The sequence below is a fragment of the Marinomonas spartinae genome, assembly GCF_900089775.1.
Lineage (GTDB): Bacteria > Pseudomonadota > Gammaproteobacteria > Pseudomonadales > Marinomonadaceae > Marinomonas > Marinomonas spartinae.
In genome coordinates, this window is record NZ_FLOB01000006.1 from 138,254 (window position 1) to 154,255 (window position 16,002).

Here is a 16,002-nt window from a genome sequence, read left to right on the forward strand (position 1 = left end):
TAATGACAAATTCACTTTTACAACGAGTGGGCGGCGTATTGCTCGCTTGCCTTTTGGTTTTCTCGCAAGCTGCCTTTGCTGCGGCCACAGATGAAAGCAAGCAGGATCCATGGGAAAGTTGGAACCGTAAGGTATTTAACTTTAATACCACCCTTGATACCCATTTCTTTAAACCTGTTGCTAGAGGCTATGTGGACTATACGCCTGTGGTTGTACAGCGAGGAGTGAGTAACTTTTTTTCTAACCTTGGTGAAGTCTCGAACATTACCAACAACGCTTTGCAAGGTAAGAAAAATGGGTTTGTGGCGTCGACCTGGCGCTTTGTGATTAACAGTACGATTGGTATTTTTGGCCTGTTCGATGTTGCTAGCGCGTTGGGACTTCGCCAGTATGATGAAGACTTCGGCCAAACCTTAGGATACTGGGGGGTTCCTAGTGGCCCCTATCTCGTTTTACCTTTCTTTGGACCATCCACCGTGCGAGATGCCAGCGGTATGGTCGTTGACTATAGTGATTACCGTCCTCAAGACGAAGTAGGTTTGAACCGTGACCAGCGTTGGGGCTTATTAGGTTTACAGGCGATTAATAAGCGAGCCAGCTTATTAGGGGCTGAAAACTTGATTGTGGGCGATCCCTATACCTTTGTACGTGATGTGTATTTCCAATCTCGAGATCATCAAGTATACGATGGCAATCCGCCGAAAAACTCGAAGCCTCAGGCAACAGACAGTTGGGGTGAGGATTCTTCGACCGATAGTTGGGGCGATTCGAGTTCTTCTGAGCCTCAAGCAACAGATAGCTGGGGCGATCCTATTCCAGCTAAGCCTCAAGCAACGGATAGCTGGGGGGATCCAGTCCCTGCAAAACCTCAAGCGACCGATAGCTGGGGAGATCCAGTGCCAGCAAAATCAGCTGCAGCGGAAACGACCTCAAATCAACCAGTAGAACCCAAGGTTAAGGTTGATAAACAAAGTACTTCGCCAACAAAGACTGATAGTACTCAAAAAACCATCCCGCAAAATACGGATAGTTCAAAAAACACGCAAAAATAAGTAGTTTTGAAGTGTTTTCATACTGAGCAGAGGTGTCTCTACCTGATGGTTAGTCCGTTAGAGACGCCTTAAATGTGCATGTGACTTTACAAAACCTATAAACTTGATGCTCTTGTCTGCGGCGTTCTGGTATTTTATCTTAAAGTTCTAAATACCCCACCCAATGGAATATGCTATCAAAAAGGATGATGTAAATGCCTGGACCATTTCTAAACCAACGCCCCCAAGATGTTATTGCACGCCAAAGATTTAAATCTCGCTTAGAAAAAGATTTCAAACAAAATCGTTGTGATGCCTTTTCGATCACAAAAGAAGAGTTCACCTGCCTTTGGGTTGAAACTCAGAAATTCTTGGAAAAACAGAAACGCAAATCAAAGAGAAGCTCTCCAGCTTAACTGGCTTGTCTGTTACTGATAGTATCTTATCGTTTACTGCGAATTATGGCTCAGCAATTAAAGATAGCTCTTATTTAATCCCTCTTATTAATGATTTTAAACGATCCGGTAATATTCTTGGTAGATATGACATTATCATTAGAAATGGTAGGGAGTATGTCACCTTTAAAGGAAACCCTAGATTGAGAAATATTATCAGAAGATCAAGATAGCTTTTGAATCATACTAAAATGATAGAAATTGGTATTGGTAAAGAGGGGGTGAAAAGTGGTGCAATAGGTGGCTTTTACATTGCTGTCTTCTTTTCTATTACGCTTGATATGATAAACTGGATTTTTAAAGATAACTATCGTTGGACGAACTGGCTAGGAACGGTTAGTACCGATATTGTTAAAGCAGCGATAAGTATTGCTGCTACACTTATAGCTGGCACATTAGTAAGTGTTTTTTCCTTAGCAATAGTTGAGGTTATTGTTGTTATAGGTACAGGGTTATATGTTGGTTATGAATTAAACAAGCTCGATGGCAATTATCATATCACGGATTCGGTAATAAAAGCTTTAAACCATATAGATAAAAAGACCTCTAAATTAGCAGATGAAACTTATAAAGTTTCTTTTAACTCTGCTAGAGAAGTCATTTCTTTAGCCAGAGTTGATGTAAATAAAATAGGTCTTTTTTATAATAACGTTGTTAGTCAGGGGTTGGTGTTTTGAAAAGTAAGCAACATAAAGTTGATTCGAAATATATATGGTCTCTTATTGCTTTTTTCATAATGGCCCTATTTTTTTCATGGTCTATGGATGATACATTTAATGAGCTTATTCAAGAGGTATTATATCCTTACAGTAAATACCCTGTTGTGGTGCATACTAGTGGAGAGATAATAATTCTACCAGGTTTCGTGTTTATGTGGATTATAGTAATAAGCGCCATTAATCATATTCTACTTACAACATTTGAAAAAAAATCTTTAAAATTTTTAAAGAAAAACTAGTGTTATTTCTTGTTGGTACGTTTATTATAATGGGTATTGTATTTGTTTTAGATATTACTGCATGGCCAATTGCGGCTAAAGCGAATGGCTATTCCTCTTGTCCATATGATACGCTGTTATTTGGTGAAAAGATATCGACCGCTTGGTCTAAAAAAGAAGCCTATTGTTATGATAAAGGTGTACAAGCTAGGCTGACAACCGGAACCTTTGAGCAAGTGGTTGATGTGGCAAAGTATTTAGAAGGTAAAAAGCAGTAAGCTTCTACAAAGTGCTGGCCTATTAAAGTATTTCAGTAAAACACAATGATAAACGCTTATTGGTCTGAATCATTGTAGAGGCGTGACTTCTAATAACATGCCTGAATCCGTTCCAATATAGAGGGCGCCATCTTTGCTTTCTGCCATGGAGTGTCAGCGTTCATCTAATAGATTTCAAACAAAATCGTTGTGATGCATTTTCGATCACAAAAGAAGAGTTCACCTGACTTTGGGTTGAAACTCAGAAATTCTTGGAAAAACAGAAGAGCAAATCAAAGAGAAGCTCTCCAGCTTAACTGGCTTGTCTGTTACTGATAGTATCTTATCATTTACTGCGAATTATGGCTCAGAAATTAAAGGTAGCTCTTATTTAATCTCTCTTATTAATGATTTTAAACGATCCGGTAATATTCTTGGTAGATATGACATTATCATTAGAAATGGTAGGGAGTATGTCGCCTTTAAAGGAAACTCTAGATAGAGGAATATTATCAGAAGATCAAGATACCTTTTGAATCATACTAAAATGGTAGAAATTGGTATTGGTAAAGATGGTATGAAAAGTGGTGTAGTAGGGTTTTTTATATCACAGTATTCTTTTTATTACGCTTGATACGATAAACTGGATTTTTAAAGATAACTATCGCTGGACAAATTGGTTAGGAACGGTTAGTACGGATATTGTTAAAGCTGCGATAGGTTATGCTGCGATACTTCTAGCTGGTGCCATCACAGCATTTCTTTGTCCTGTAGCAATTGTCGCGGCGGGGATTGGTATAATTGTAGGTGTAGGTGTAGGTGTAGGTGTAGGTGTAGGTGTAGGTGTAGGTGTAGGTGTAGGTGTAGGTGTAGGTGTAGGTGTAGGTGTAGGTGTAGGTGTAGGTGTAGGTGTAGGTGTAAAATATATATTAAATAGAATAGATGAAAGTTATCATATTACAGATACAGTAATAAATGCTTTAAAACATATTGTAGAAAAGGCACCCTTATTAGCAAGCGAAGCTTATAAAGTTTCTTTTAACTCGGCTGGAGAAGTTGTTGATTTTGTAGGGGGTGGTATAAGTAAAGTTGGCAGTTTTTATAATGGTTCTGTTAATCAGGGGTTGATATTTTGAAGAATAGGCTTAGTAATATAAAGTCAAAAGATATATGGGTCGTTATTGCCTTTTTGATTATGACTCTAGCCTATACATGGTTTATGGTCGCTATCGGGTTTAATGAGGTTGTTCAAGAGATAATGTACCCTTATAGTAGTTACCCTGTTGTGTTACATACGGCTGGAGAGTTAATAATTTTACCTATCTGGATACTTATGTGGGTTTTAATATTGGGTGGTGTTAATCATCTATTATTAACATCATTTGAAAAAAATATCTTTAAAGTATTCAAGAGAAAGTTGATGTTATTTCTTTTTGGTGTAGCTATTATAAGTGTTTTAGTGTTTGCGTTAGATGTTCTTATATGGCCAATTTCGGCCAAAGCGAATGGTTATTTTCCTTGTCCATATGATACATTGTTATTTGGTTCAAAGATTTCAACGGCTTGGTCTAAAAAAGAAGCTTATTGTTATGATAAAGGTGTACAAGCTAGGCTGACAACCGGAACCTTTGAGCAAGTAGTGCAAGTGGCAAAGTATTTAGAAGGTAAAAAGCAGTAAGCTTCTACAAAATGCAGGTCTATTAAAGTATTTAAGTAAAACACAACGATAAACGCTTATTAGCCTGAATCATTGTAGAGGTGTGACTTCTAATAACTTGCCTGAATCCGTTCCAATATAGAGGGCGCCATCTTTACTTTCTGCCATGGAGCGTAAGCGTTCATGTAATGACTCAAGGTAGCGTGTTTCCTTTGTTTCATTATTGTCTTTCATCTCAATGCGATTGAGGTGTTTCAGCACTAAGGCTGTTGATAAAAAGCTGCCATCCCAGTCGGCGAATAATTTCCCGCGATAGCGAAGCAGTGAGCTAGGGGCGATAGAGGGAATATAGACTTTGAGTGGTTTGACAATGCCATCTTTTTCCTTGGCCTCACCTACGGGATTATTGTTGATGTACTCTTTGCCATGGGAAACAATCGGCCAACCATAATTCGCTCCGCGACGAATTAAATTGATTTCATCACCGCCTCTGGGACCATGTTCGTTTGACCACAGTTTCTGATCTTTTGTATCGTAAAAAATCCCCTGAGGATTACGATGTCCATAGCTCCAAATTGCATTTCTCACTCGGCTGTTGTTTATAAATGGATTGTCTGCCGGAACTTTGCCATCTAACGTTAAACGTAAAATGCTACCGGCATCGTTGGTTAGGTCCTGTGCGTTCTTTCTTATACCGCGATCACCAATGGTGAAAAAAACGTGCCCTGCATCATCGAAGGCAATCCGCCCACCAAAGTGTCGGTTGGTTTTAGTGGCCGCATCGGAGATAAAAATATCTTGCCAGTTTGTTAGCTTATTCCCAACTAATTTGGCACGAGCCAAAGTCGTTGTTGCGCCTTTTGGTGTGGGTTTGGCATAAGTGAAATAGAGTAACTTGCTTTGTTCAAAGTTAGGTGCTTTCGCCACATCGAATAAACCACCTTGGCCTCGATTATCCACCTTTGGCAATCCACTGAGTATCTGTTTGTCACCATTTTTTAGGTCAACTCTGTAAGCTTTCCCTTTTTTGATGGTGACAATGGCTTCTTTATTGCTAAGTAGGGTGACTCCCCAAGGAATACCGTTAAACTGGGTGACCTGCTTTACTTTGAGTGGTCCACTGGTGGTGACCATTTGCGCATCTACTTGCAAGCTCAATAAAAGTGAAATGCATAACAGCCAAGTTTTCATAACAAGTTAATCTCTTAAACATGTTCTTTGAGTATATATAAAAAATGTCATTATGCTGATTACAGAGTTGGCGTTCCTCAATCATTGCCAATTACTTGCCTAGTAGTGAAATTTTTCATAGAGAAGGCGTCACCCTATATAGCGTTCGTTTGCTAAAATATCACGTCTTACCACGGCATTTGCTGCGATAATAGCATTATCGCCGATGTTTACCCCTGGAAGTATTTTTGCTCCCCCACCAATCCAGACGTTATTGCCAATGCTAATCGGCTTGGCAAAGCATTTTCCGTCGGCTCTTTCTTGGGGGGCTCGTGGGTGATCCACCGCATAAAGGTGGCAGTCTGGGCCAATCAGTACATCGTTGCCGATATAAATGGCCGCGCTGTCTAAAAACACACAATTGAAATTAATATAGCAACGCTCACCGATGTGAATTTGCGTCCCATAATCACATTGAAAGCCAGGCTCAATGACGACGCTGCCAAACTTAGCAAAGAGGCGGGTGATATGACGTAAATTGCCTTTGCTTGGGTGAGTGTTGTATTTGGCGCAGGCAAGGCGAGCGGCTTCTCGACGCAACCTAAGGTCTTTATCTAGGCCATTAAATGGCTCCCCGCTTTTCATCTTTTCAAATTCTGTCATAGTTGGTTGATTACTCCCTGAGTAGGGTTACTCATTGTTATAGAGATTGATAAATGGGACACATAAAAAACGCGACCGAAGCCGCGTTTTAGATAGTGTTATCGTTAAGCCGATTGCTTACAGCATAGCTGCCAGCGTTTTTTCTAGCTTACGTTGGTCGGCCGCAAAGTTGCGGATACCTTCCGCAAGTTTTTCAGTTGCCATAGCGTCTTCGTTCATTGCCCAACGGAATGCCTGTTCAGTAATTGCTTCAGGCGCTGGTTTAATCTCTTTAGCTGGGATCAATTTACGCTCTAGCTTCCCTTCGTCTTTTTTCAATTCTTCAAGTAGAGCAGGGCTAATGGTCAATCGGTCACAGCCCGCTAGCTGTTCGATCTCACCAATGTTGCGGAAGCTCGCGCCCATCACAACGGTGTTGTAGCCGTGGTCTTTGTAGTAGTTATAAATTTCAGTAACAGACACAACGCCTGGGTCCGTTTCAGCGGTGTATTCTTCGTCAGTAGACTTTTTGTACCAGTCAAGGATACGGCCCACGAATGGCGAGATCAGGAATACACCCGCTTCGGCACAAGCTTGCGCTTGAGCGAAAGAGAACAACAAGGTTAGGTTACAGTTGATGCCGTCTTTTTCCAATTGCTCTGCTGCTTTGATACCTTCCCAAGTCGACGCGGTTTTGATCAAAATACGGTCACGCGACACGTCGGCTTCTTCGTAGAGTTTGATCAAACGATGGGCTTTTTCGATAGTGGCGTTGGTGTCGTAAGATAAACGTGCATCGACTTCTGTCGAAATGCGGCCAGGTACGTATTTTAGAATTTCCGTACCGACGATAACCGCTAGCTTGTCGCTGGCGTCGATCAATTGTTGCTCTTTGTCGTTACTTTGCTCTTTAGCCCATGCAACGGCTTGATCTAGAAAAGGTGCGTATTCAGGAATTTGAGACGCTTTTAGCATCAAAGAAGGGTTCGTAGTGGCATCTTCTGGCAAATACTCTTTGATTGCCGTGATATCACCCGTATCCGCTACAATGGTCGTGAACTCTTTTAATTGAGATAACTTGTTGCTCATTGCTCTTATCCTTTACGTTGGTGTTGTTTGACCAAGTCAATGGCCTCTAATAATACGTCTATATTTGCGTCCGCTTTATGACCTTTCTCAGAAAGGTAGCGTCGAAATTGTTTACCGCCAGGTTCGCCTTGGAAAAGGCCTAAAATATGGCGAGTGATATGCATCAAACGCTCACCTTTGGCGAGTTGCTGTTTCGCATAAGGCACAAAGGCCATCAATGCATCAAAGCGGTTATCAAAACGGTCATTTTGGCCGAATAGGCGGCTGTCTACTTGGCTCAGTAACCAAGGGTTTTGATACGCCTCGCGACCCACCATGACACCATCGACAAATTGTAAGTGCTGTTCGCATTCCTCTAGTGTTTTAATGCCACCGTTTATAATGATTTCAAGGTTTGGGAAATCTTTCTTCAACTGGTACACATAATCGTACTTTAATGGAGGAATCTCTCGATTCTCTTTTGGGCTTAAGCCCGCCAAAATGGCATTACGAGCGTGGACAATAAAGGTCTTAACGCCCGTTGTCGCCACATCACCCACAAAATCTCGCACCACACTGTATTCTTCTTGATCATCGAGCCCGATACGATGCTTTACCGTGATCGGTAGGCTAGACGAATCCTGCATAGCATGCATGGCGTCTTTTACCTTGTCTGGATAAGCCATTAAACAAGCGCCAATTAAACTGTTTTGCACTCGATCACTCGGACAACCGACGTTTAGATTGACCTCATCGTAGCCATAGTCTTCCGCCAACTTCGCGCATTTGCCCAGCGCCTCCGCATCAGCACCGCCAAGTTGTAAGGCGATAGGATGCTCACATTCATCATAATGTAAGAATCTTTCAGGATTATTGCCCTGTAATAACGCCCCTGTGGTAACCATCTCAGTATAAAGTAGCGTATTCTTGCTTAATGTTCTCGCAAATACTCGGTAATCGCTTGTGGTCCAGTCCATCATGGGGGCGATCGAGAAGCGTCTATCTACTGTATCCTTTGATTTTACTGGCTTAGCGCCTATAATTTCTGTAATTTCATTTAGCATTTGTATGGTCATTTTGGGTTAAAATATGGCGTTTTAGGTATTGCAGTGCTAACAAAGTGCTAAAAATTTTTTTTAGCACTGGGGCCTTTAATCGCCAAATAACGCAGTTAAAAAGTGATAGCCCTATTATGTCATAAAATTACAGGTTCATGGTATGGCTAGTTACAGGAAGCGACAAAAGAAAGATGGAACTTTAGTGTTTAAAGGTGTTTGGTCAAGCGGGGGACTTGGTATGTACTAATCGAGGACGATCAACTCGTCTCATCCCTCATTGTTTTTGGCCTCAAAGAGACTTGCTTTGGAGTGGGGGCAGTCTCGACGCCACTAGATCTAAGAGGACGAGCGTACGCGCCTCGCTTGGTATCTTTAGTAAAGGTTGAATTGTTCGCTCATCACCAGTGTCATGCCATATATTTATATAGCGACATTGGCCATCAGTTTTATAGCAAGCTTGGCTTTGATCCTTTTTTACATTTTTGTTCTGGTTAGGATAGTCATCCCTGAATAATTCTCAACCTATTGAAATACAATGCATTTTGTATAATGCTAAGGACTAGAATCTCGCCAATAATGGCGCTTTAGCCCCAAAAAGTTGCAGAATCAGTGAGTTTTTATGAAGCCTCGTCAAACAAAGCAAGATCCGCAGAAGGATTTATTCCGACCTCAGCTAATCGATATTATTAACCCCAACCATGCACTCGTTCGGTTGGCTAAAGTGCTGGATTGGGATCGGTTGGATACCAAATTGGGGACGCATTTCGCGACAGTTGGCGCAGCGGCTCTGCCGACTCGCTTGATGGTAGGGCTACTGTATTTACAGCATTTGTATAATTTGTCTGATGAAATGGTCTTAGAGCAATGGCTTGAATCGCCTTATTACCAATACTTTTGCGGAGAAACCTTTTTTCAACATGACTTCCCGTGCCATCCAACCAGTCTTGTTAAATGGCGCAAACGTTTAGGAGAAGAAGGCTGTGAATGGCTGCTTACTCAGACGATACAAGCAGGACTAAAGCTAAAAGTGATCAAGTCTGCGAGTCTAAAGCGTGTGATTGTTGATACCACGGTACAAGAAAAAAACATCACCTTCCCAACCGATGCCAAACTCTACAGCAAGGCACGACAGCAACTCACTCAAGTGGCAAAAGACCTCGCTATCACGCTAAGACAAACCTATGACAAAGCCTGCCATGAGTTAATGCCAAAGATTGGACGCTATGGGCATGCCAAACAATACAAATGAATGAGAAAGGCGATTAAGCAAGTCAAAGGCTTCTTAGGGCGGGTATTGCGGGACATTGATCGGCAAGTAAAGCGACAAGGATTAACGCTCACCCAAAAGCAAGAAGACACTCTCAACCAAGCTTATCGATTACTAAAACAAACGCGTCAGAGTAAAAACAAACTCTACAGCCTGCATGAACCCAATGTGGACTGTATCTCCAAAGGCAAAGCGCATAAACGCTATGAGTTTGGTGTGAAAGCCAGTATCGCGGTGACGGCTAAAGAATCTTTCATTGTGGGCGCAAGAAGCTATCCAGGTAATCCTTATGATGGACATACCTTGAAAGATCAACTTCAACAAGTGGAAACCCTGACAGGAAAAAAACCGGAAACCTGTTTTGTTGACCGAGGGTATAAAGGGTCGGGCGTGGAAGACATTAAAGTCTTGGTTACAGGTCAAAAACGCGGTGTGCCCAAGAAAGAGAAGCGCTGGATGGGGAGACGAAACAGTGTAGAACCCATCATCGGGCATCTCAAATCCGATGGAAAACTCAGACGATGCTTCTTAAAAAGCATACTAGGCGATGCGATGAACGTGATCTTAAGCGCCTGTGGCCAGAACCTACGTAAGCTACTGAAGTGGCTTTATTGCGCCCCATATATTGGGCCATTTTTAAGGCGATTATGGCTGAAAATAATTTTTCCAACGGAAAGACCTAAAAATAGCATGGCGCTTCTTGCTTGAAACGCCATTATTCAGGGACGACTAGGATAGTGAAAACATTTTACTATTTCTGTCGATGGCATCCGTCAGCATGCCATCAACAGGGGAAGTAAGACAGTAATAGATATTAGCAAATTTGGTTTTTAGCAATATCATAAGGGAGGATATATGAAATTTGATATGTCACGAGAAGATAATTTCGCCTCGTTTTTTGACGCGGAGAAAGAGAAACATATTTTTGTTGAGAGTTTTGATAATGAAACGTTTGAGGTTCTCATTGGCACAGTTGAAGATTCTGCATCAGTTGGTAGTTTTGTCGCTTCCAATGACGAAGAACTCAATTCAAAGATAATGGAGTTGTATAATAAGCACATTGGAGGTAGATAATGATTACCCCAGCATAGATATTAGCACTTGAAAACTCAGTTAATGAAATCCTTTATCATCACAATATGTCTTTTAAAATGTCTAAACATGTTGTGAAAGATAGAGTAAATGACCCTCGAAATACTCCTCTAATCATGATTGCTGAACTGAATAGCATATTTAATCGTTTGACAGCGTCACATAAAGTTACAATTTTGAATTTAAAACACAATGATACTTTTAATATTAGGTGTACCGTTTCTCATATAAATATGCCTTGTGCGGTAAATGTAATTAGTAATCATTATGGTGAGCATCGTGAGAATATTATTACTATAATGAGAAAGTCGGATTGGAAATCAAAAGACTCAGTCGAGTTTATTGTTTAGCTATAGATGTTTAGTGTTAAAGGATTAGACAAACTGCTCTTAATCCTTATCTATGCTAAATTTTTCGACCTCAACCGACACCACCGCGCTGAAAGTCGAGAGCGATTCCCTCCAAGGAAAGTAACTCATCAACAACATCGTTACTTCCATGAAACGGGAAAGCAACCCCGTCGTCCTCGCCGCCAGCGACTTAAACGACATGGTACAAGCCATCCGTACTTTACTTGAAAAAGTAAGCAACCCTAAATCGTTCAGCTTTCTTTCTAATTCAGGTAAGCCGACTGGGTCAATAAAAACGTCGAATGCATCAAGGAATACGCCAACTGTCAACCGCACTTTCCTAGACGACTGGCCAATACCTAAGTACAAATAACAAACACAAAAAGCCCACGAGAGTGGTTTTTTTAGTTCGTGTAACGAGGTGTAATTGCCATGTTTAAATTAAATGACTAATTTGGGTTTTGAAGGCTGAAGTTACTTTTGTTTAGAGGTAGTGATGTTTTAGATATATAAAAAGGCGATAAAAAACTGCTACTGATAAAGATATGATCTTAATTTAAATAACTTATAGGTGAGAATTATGGGTATTAGCAACATGGTTAGTAATATGGATGATGAAGATTTACTTATTGGAGTGGGGGCAAGTGGTTATAATGAGGCTACAAAATCACGTATTTTAAAAAGTATTCGAAATAGTGATTCTCGTACCAAATCAGCCAAGAAAAAGTATGGGAATGGTATCAGTGTTAAAGGTATTATTGTTAATATTAGTGGTGAGCACTACCTTCGACTCAGAGAAAAAAAGCGGGAGAGCGGTAAAGATTGGAGTGATCCAGAAGTCCTTGCTCCAGATAACGAGATCGGGCCATGTCAAGCTGGTGCTTTTTTTCATGCAAAACGAGATGCCGCTGCTACAGGTACTAGGGGTGGGTTTGTTTATGAAGTTCAAGATAATAAGAGCTTTATTAAAGGAAAAATAAGTATAGCTTGGGAGAACCCTTGGGATCACGTTAGTGGTGGGCCTTTTGTTAGCTGTATTCGTGTATCTCGAGATACTAATCTATTGCCAGAGTGTTTAGATTGGTGTGCTAGCAATAGAACAAGTAAACTGGATTCTGACCTTACGATACCTGAAGGTAAAGAACTTAAACGTTACATTGACGTTTCAGTACTTCAGGAGAACAAAACTACTGCATATTTAGTTGTGTCTATACAAACAAATGATTTGGTTAAGGAGGTTTTTGAAGACTTCGGGTGACTTTGAAGAGCCTAGTTACAGTCTAAGGGGAGGTTTGGGATTAGATGAAGGAGTTTGAGGCGAAAAAATAGCACCTAGCCTTCATCGACCCCAAACAACTCAACAAGCAAAAACACCTTCCCGTCGACACCATCGCGCTGGAAGGCGAGAGCTATTCCCTCCAAAGAAAGTAACTGATCAACAACATCGTTACCTCCATGAAACTAGAAAGCAGCCCCGTCGTCGTTCCCGCCAGCGACCTAAACGACATGGTACAAGCCATCCGTATGTACCAAACCCAAATCGCCCAGCTACGTACCCCCGATTGGGTCAATAAAAACGTCGAATGCATCAAGGAATACGCCAACCGCACCTTCCTAGACGACTGGCCGATACCGAAATACAAATAACAAGCACAAAAGCCCACAAAAGTGGGCTTTGCATTCACTTTGCTTGCTATAAGCAACAAACTCAATCTGAAATGCTATCGCCTACAGGTGTTTTTGTTGGCGATAGCGGTAGTTTGAAAGGAGTGGGTGAAAGTAAAAATAATGCAAAGAGATGAAGACTGCTTTACTTAAAAAAAAGCCCATAAGGTATATTCCTGTACCAATAAAATGTCATGGAGTGATTATATGTTCCAACAAAAGGAATATCTTACCTTATTTAGTGACGATCTCTACAGAATGGGAACGTCCAAAGTCTCTAAGATCAATGTGGTTCGGCCTATTGATATCCAAACGCTAGAAGTTAATGGAATTGTTCATGTTATCCCTGGTACTGGGGGGATTTCATTGATGGATTCTGTCGGTCTCAGCAAAACACGAATGAGTGGATGGGCTTGGAAAATCGAAAAGAATACCAAAATACCAACTGGTCTAAAGCTGGTAAATGATAAAGTAGGCCACTATTCTCTTATGCCTGCAAAACAAATGACCATGACTCAATACATTGCTCTGCTTGAAGAGCTTGTTATTCATTGTGAAAGGTATCAAAAAGTATGAGTAAAATTAATCTACAACTCGACCAAAAAAGCGCTTATGTTTTGCTTGAAGCAATGACAAATGAAATTGCTAGATGGCGAGCAATGACCGAAGAAACTGTAGGCGAAGATGCTTTAGCAGACTACGGCAATGACATGATACATTTGTTAGATACTTATGAGCAGTTGAAAGATACAGCTGTTAAAGAATTCGGTGAGCATATTCTGGATTTCACTAGAGGAGAGTAATTTCTTCTCAGAGTTCGGGGTCAGATGAAAAATAGCGCCTAGTCTTAGAGTCTTGAGACAGATAAAAACACCCCTTAACCTCTCAAACCCAAACCAAACACCCCAAGCCCATCCCTGATGGGCTTTTTCGTTTCTGTCCTTCCATTTTTATCTAAGGAGTAATCATGCGTCAGATGATGTCGCTCGGTGGTTTTGTGTTTTCGCTGAGCGAAGGCACGCCATACGAGGGGTTGCAGCGCACTAGCGACGGCGGTTGGGTCGCGGTGGCGCGTTACGGTCAAAAGCCCATGAGCCAAAACACGGGCCAACAGTTGGAGAACATCACGGTCACAGGCACGTGGTTTCAAGGCGATGGCATGGCGAATCTCAATGCCTTACGCACCTTACAAAACCAGCGAGCGCCCTTGGTGCTGGCCGATGGCTACGGCAATAACTTAGGCCAATGGACCATCAAACGCTTGCAAGAGAAGCAAGACAAAATCATCGACGACGGCACCGCCTTCGTCCTCGCGTTCACCATCGAGTTAGAGGAATACGCCAATGACCACCATCCGTAGCCGCGACGGCGACACCATTTCCAACATTCTGTGGATCGCCCTAAAACGCAACGACGACCAAGCGGAAGAAGCCTTGTTCGAACTTAACCCCGGCTTAGAAGCCTACGGGCCAGTGCTGCCCGCTGGCGTCATTATTGACATCCCCACCTTGTCAAACAAAGCCCCCGAGACGGTAACCAACATATGGGACTAAACAACCAATCCAACTACTTGCCAAGCGTGCGCGTGAGCGGAGCAGGGGAAAACACCATCAATGCGCGTCTCACCTCGTGGGAGCGCATCGACGCCGCAGGCACCCAAAGCGACCAACTCACCATGCACATCGACACCACAGGGCAAACAGGCTTGCCAAAAGAGGGCGCGGTGCTCACGTGGCTAGAAGGCTACGGCGACAACCTGATCGACAAAGGCCAGTTCAAAATCACCCGCATCGTGCCGAAACTGTTTCCGCCCAGCGTCACCATCGTCGCCACAGCCGCGCCGTTTCAGGTCGAAGACAAGACGGGCTTTAAAGAGCGCCGCACACGCACCTTCGAAAACGTCAGCCTTGCTGACCTGTTCCGCCAAGTCGTCACGCCCCACGGATTCAGCCCACGGGTGGCCAAAGAGTTTGAAAGCATCGTCCTCGAGCACATGGACCAAACCGACGAAACCGACAGCGCCTTCCTAACCCGCCTCGCACGGGAGCGGGACGCCATCGCCAAACCCGTCAACGACCTGTACGTCCTCGCCAAACGCGGCCAAGTGAAGACCATCACAGGGCAAACCATGCCCCCCGTCGTCAGCTTACCCAGCCAGAACACACCGAGCGAAGGCCAATTCATCAACTGCCAACTCGACCGACCCAGCCGAAGCGCCATCACCGGCGTCAAAGCCAACTGGACAAACCACAACACAGGAGAAGAACACACCGTACACGTCGGCACCGCACCGTTCAAATAACTCCGCCAAAGCTACGACAACCCAACCACCGCCCAACAAGCCTGCCAAGACGACCTCATCAAAAGCCAACGCCAAGGCACCAGCGTCACACTCGACGCTCTTATTGACTAGGTAGGGGCAACCCCAAACTCGTTGCAGAAGGCATCCTCACCCTAAACGACACCTTCCCACCGGAAATGAAAGGCAACTGGTCCATCGACAAAGTCACCGCACGAGGCGACAGCAAAGCAGGGTATAGGTGTACGGTTGTCGCGAGTGAGGTGGTTTGAGGCAGGGCGAGAGCGTGAACATTTTTGAATAGTAAAGCTCAATATTGTTGCTCATAAAACAGACAAAAAGATGAGAATTTAACTGATACGCAATAGATTCATTCAAAATTGAGCTGTAATTTCCGCCCTAACGCATCCAATTAGGTTAAAAATCAAACAGTTCAGTTGGTTATAAAGTATTCACGCTCTTTCCCTAGTTTGAGGGGGAATAAGAATATAGTGGAAAAGGAGTAATTATTAATACATAGGAATTAAAAATCAGATAGTAAGTCGTAGCTGACTTCTATCTGATTCAAAATATTTAATCTATTCTATTCAGGGTAGTATATTGAAATTGTTGCAACGGTTCCTTTAGCATTAGTAAATACGATTCTTGCATTATTAGCTTGTTGATCTTTTATTTCATTAAGGAATTTTAAGACTTCACTGTAAAGGCTAGTGTAGTTTGATCCTGATTTAAATATTTTTGAAAGACATTTGCTTTCTGCTGGTACAAATGAAGTAGTTGTATTGGCATCATAAAACAATACTGCTCTAGCATCTTTTCCTTGCATATCACTTATAGCAATTTTATAAGTCGTTCTTTCAATGTTAGTAAGCTTATTAATCTCACCAAGAGCCCACTTTTCAAGTGTGCTTGCATCTTTGTCATTTTTTTCTTTAAATGTCCATCCCATTTTAATTTCCTCTATTTCAACTTGTATAAAATAATTTTCTTATAAACTCAATCATTACAAATCAAAAATTAGTCCATTTATTTCGAATTGTCGATTACACGGTGT

At 42.2% G+C, this 16,002-nt stretch carries 18 protein-coding genes and 1 pseudogene; 13 read left to right on the top strand and 6 right to left on the bottom strand.

Annotation, left to right across the window (positions count from 1 at the left end):
* Window positions 1-2 precede the first annotated feature (2 nt).
* From MSP8886_RS13730 to MSP8886_RS13755, 4 genes are all read left to right on the top strand, one after another.
* Window positions 3-1,052, top strand: a complete 1,050-nt coding sequence (locus tag MSP8886_RS13730; protein WP_067017367.1) for an MlaA family lipoprotein — start codon at window positions 3-5, stop codon at window positions 1,050-1,052.
* A 610-nt stretch (window positions 1,053-1,662) separates the two neighbouring features.
* Window positions 1,663-2,163, top strand: a complete 501-nt coding sequence (locus MSP8886_RS13740) for a hypothetical protein (RefSeq protein WP_139063147.1) — start codon at window positions 1,663-1,665, stop codon at window positions 2,161-2,163.
* A gap of 280 nt (window positions 2,164-2,443) precedes the next feature.
* The gene (locus MSP8886_RS13750; RefSeq protein WP_067017376.1) at window positions 2,444-2,701 is read left to right on the top strand and encodes a hypothetical protein; all 258 of its coding nucleotides are present in this window, start codon (window positions 2,444-2,446) and stop codon (window positions 2,699-2,701) included.
* A gap of 1,111 nt (window positions 2,702-3,812) precedes the next feature.
* Window positions 3,813-4,358 carry a hypothetical protein gene (locus MSP8886_RS13755; protein ID WP_139063148.1) on the top strand — a complete coding sequence of 182 codons (546 nt, stop codon included), beginning with the start codon at window positions 3,813-3,815 and terminating at the stop codon, window positions 4,356-4,358.
* A gap of 69 nt (window positions 4,359-4,427) precedes the next feature.
* On the opposite strand, the gene MSP8886_RS13760 is transcribed toward MSP8886_RS13755, so the two are convergent.
* The 4 genes from MSP8886_RS13760 to dusA form a co-directional block, all read right to left on the bottom strand.
* Complete coding sequence (locus tag MSP8886_RS13760) at window positions 4,428-5,528, bottom strand: PQQ-dependent sugar dehydrogenase (protein WP_067017379.1); 1,101 nt, start codon at window positions 5,526-5,528, stop codon at window positions 4,428-4,430.
* A gap of 129 nt (window positions 5,529-5,657) precedes the next feature.
* The gene (locus MSP8886_RS13765; RefSeq protein ID WP_067017383.1) at window positions 5,658-6,170 is read right to left on the bottom strand and encodes a sugar O-acetyltransferase; all 513 of its coding nucleotides are present in this window, start codon (window positions 6,168-6,170) and stop codon (window positions 5,658-5,660) included.
* Between the two features lie 117 nt (window positions 6,171-6,287).
* Entirely contained in the window at window positions 6,288-7,238 is a 951-nt protein-coding gene (gene tal / locus MSP8886_RS13770) for a transaldolase (protein ID WP_067017385.1), read from the bottom strand.
* 5 nt (window positions 7,239-7,243) lie between these two features.
* On the bottom strand, window positions 7,244-8,281 hold the full coding sequence (gene dusA / locus MSP8886_RS13775) for a tRNA dihydrouridine(20/20a) synthase DusA (protein WP_067017387.1): 1,038 nt from the start codon (window positions 8,279-8,281) through the stop codon (window positions 7,244-7,246).
* 613 nt (window positions 8,282-8,894) lie between these two features.
* Between dusA and MSP8886_RS13780 the strand changes: the two are divergent.
* Window positions 8,895-10,250, top strand: a pseudogene (locus MSP8886_RS13780) (IS5 family transposase).
* 147 nt (window positions 10,251-10,397) lie between these two features.
* A complete protein-coding gene (locus tag MSP8886_RS13785; RefSeq protein WP_067017389.1) occupies window positions 10,398-10,616 on the top strand; it encodes a hypothetical protein in 219 nt (72 codons plus the stop codon).
* A 407-nt stretch (window positions 10,617-11,023) separates the two neighbouring features.
* Here the strand turns inward: MSP8886_RS13785 and MSP8886_RS13790 are convergent, their stop codons facing one another.
* On the bottom strand, window positions 11,024-11,314 hold the full coding sequence (locus tag MSP8886_RS13790) for a hypothetical protein (RefSeq protein ID WP_067017394.1): 291 nt from the start codon (window positions 11,312-11,314) through the stop codon (window positions 11,024-11,026).
* Window positions 11,315-11,564: 250 nt separating this feature from the next.
* Between MSP8886_RS13790 and MSP8886_RS13795 the strand changes: the two genes are divergently transcribed.
* The 7 genes from MSP8886_RS13795 to MSP8886_RS13825 all read left to right on the top strand — a co-directional run bounded on the left by MSP8886_RS13795 (window position 11,565) and on the right by MSP8886_RS13825 (window position 14,951).
* Window positions 11,565-12,242: a hypothetical protein gene (locus MSP8886_RS13795; protein WP_067017395.1), complete on the top strand. Its 678-nt coding sequence runs from the start codon at window positions 11,565-11,567 to the stop codon at window positions 12,240-12,242.
* Between the two features lie 197 nt (window positions 12,243-12,439).
* The gene (locus MSP8886_RS13800) at window positions 12,440-12,631 is read left to right on the top strand and encodes a hypothetical protein (protein WP_067017397.1); all 192 of its coding nucleotides are present in this window, start codon (window positions 12,440-12,442) and stop codon (window positions 12,629-12,631) included.
* Window positions 12,632-12,856: 225 nt separating this feature from the next.
* A complete protein-coding gene (locus MSP8886_RS13805; RefSeq protein ID WP_067017399.1) occupies window positions 12,857-13,225 on the top strand; it encodes a Tse2 family ADP-ribosyltransferase toxin in 369 nt (122 codons plus the stop codon).
* Window positions 13,222-13,452 carry a hypothetical protein gene (locus MSP8886_RS13810; RefSeq protein ID WP_067017405.1) on the top strand — a complete coding sequence of 77 codons (231 nt, stop codon included), beginning with the start codon at window positions 13,222-13,224 and terminating at the stop codon, window positions 13,450-13,452. Before MSP8886_RS13805 ends, MSP8886_RS13810 begins: the two co-directional genes overlap by 4 nt.
* Before the next feature lie 164 nt (window positions 13,453-13,616).
* Entirely contained in the window at window positions 13,617-14,009 is a 393-nt protein-coding gene (locus MSP8886_RS13815) for a phage tail protein (protein ID WP_067017406.1), read from the top strand.
* Entirely contained in the window at window positions 13,993-14,202 is a 210-nt protein-coding gene (locus MSP8886_RS13820; RefSeq protein WP_067017410.1) for a tail protein X, read from the top strand. Before MSP8886_RS13815 ends, MSP8886_RS13820 begins: the two co-directional genes overlap by 17 nt.
* Complete coding sequence (locus MSP8886_RS13825; protein ID WP_245659101.1) at window positions 14,193-14,951, top strand: contractile injection system protein, VgrG/Pvc8 family; 759 nt, start codon at window positions 14,193-14,195, stop codon at window positions 14,949-14,951. Before MSP8886_RS13820 ends, MSP8886_RS13825 begins: the two co-directional genes overlap by 10 nt.
* Window positions 14,952-15,531: 580 nt before the next feature.
* On the opposite strand, the gene MSP8886_RS13830 is transcribed toward MSP8886_RS13825, so the two are convergent.
* Window positions 15,532-15,897: a hypothetical protein gene (locus tag MSP8886_RS13830; RefSeq protein WP_067017414.1), complete on the bottom strand. Its 366-nt coding sequence runs from the start codon at window positions 15,895-15,897 to the stop codon at window positions 15,532-15,534.
* Window positions 15,898-16,002: the final 105 nt, after the last annotated feature.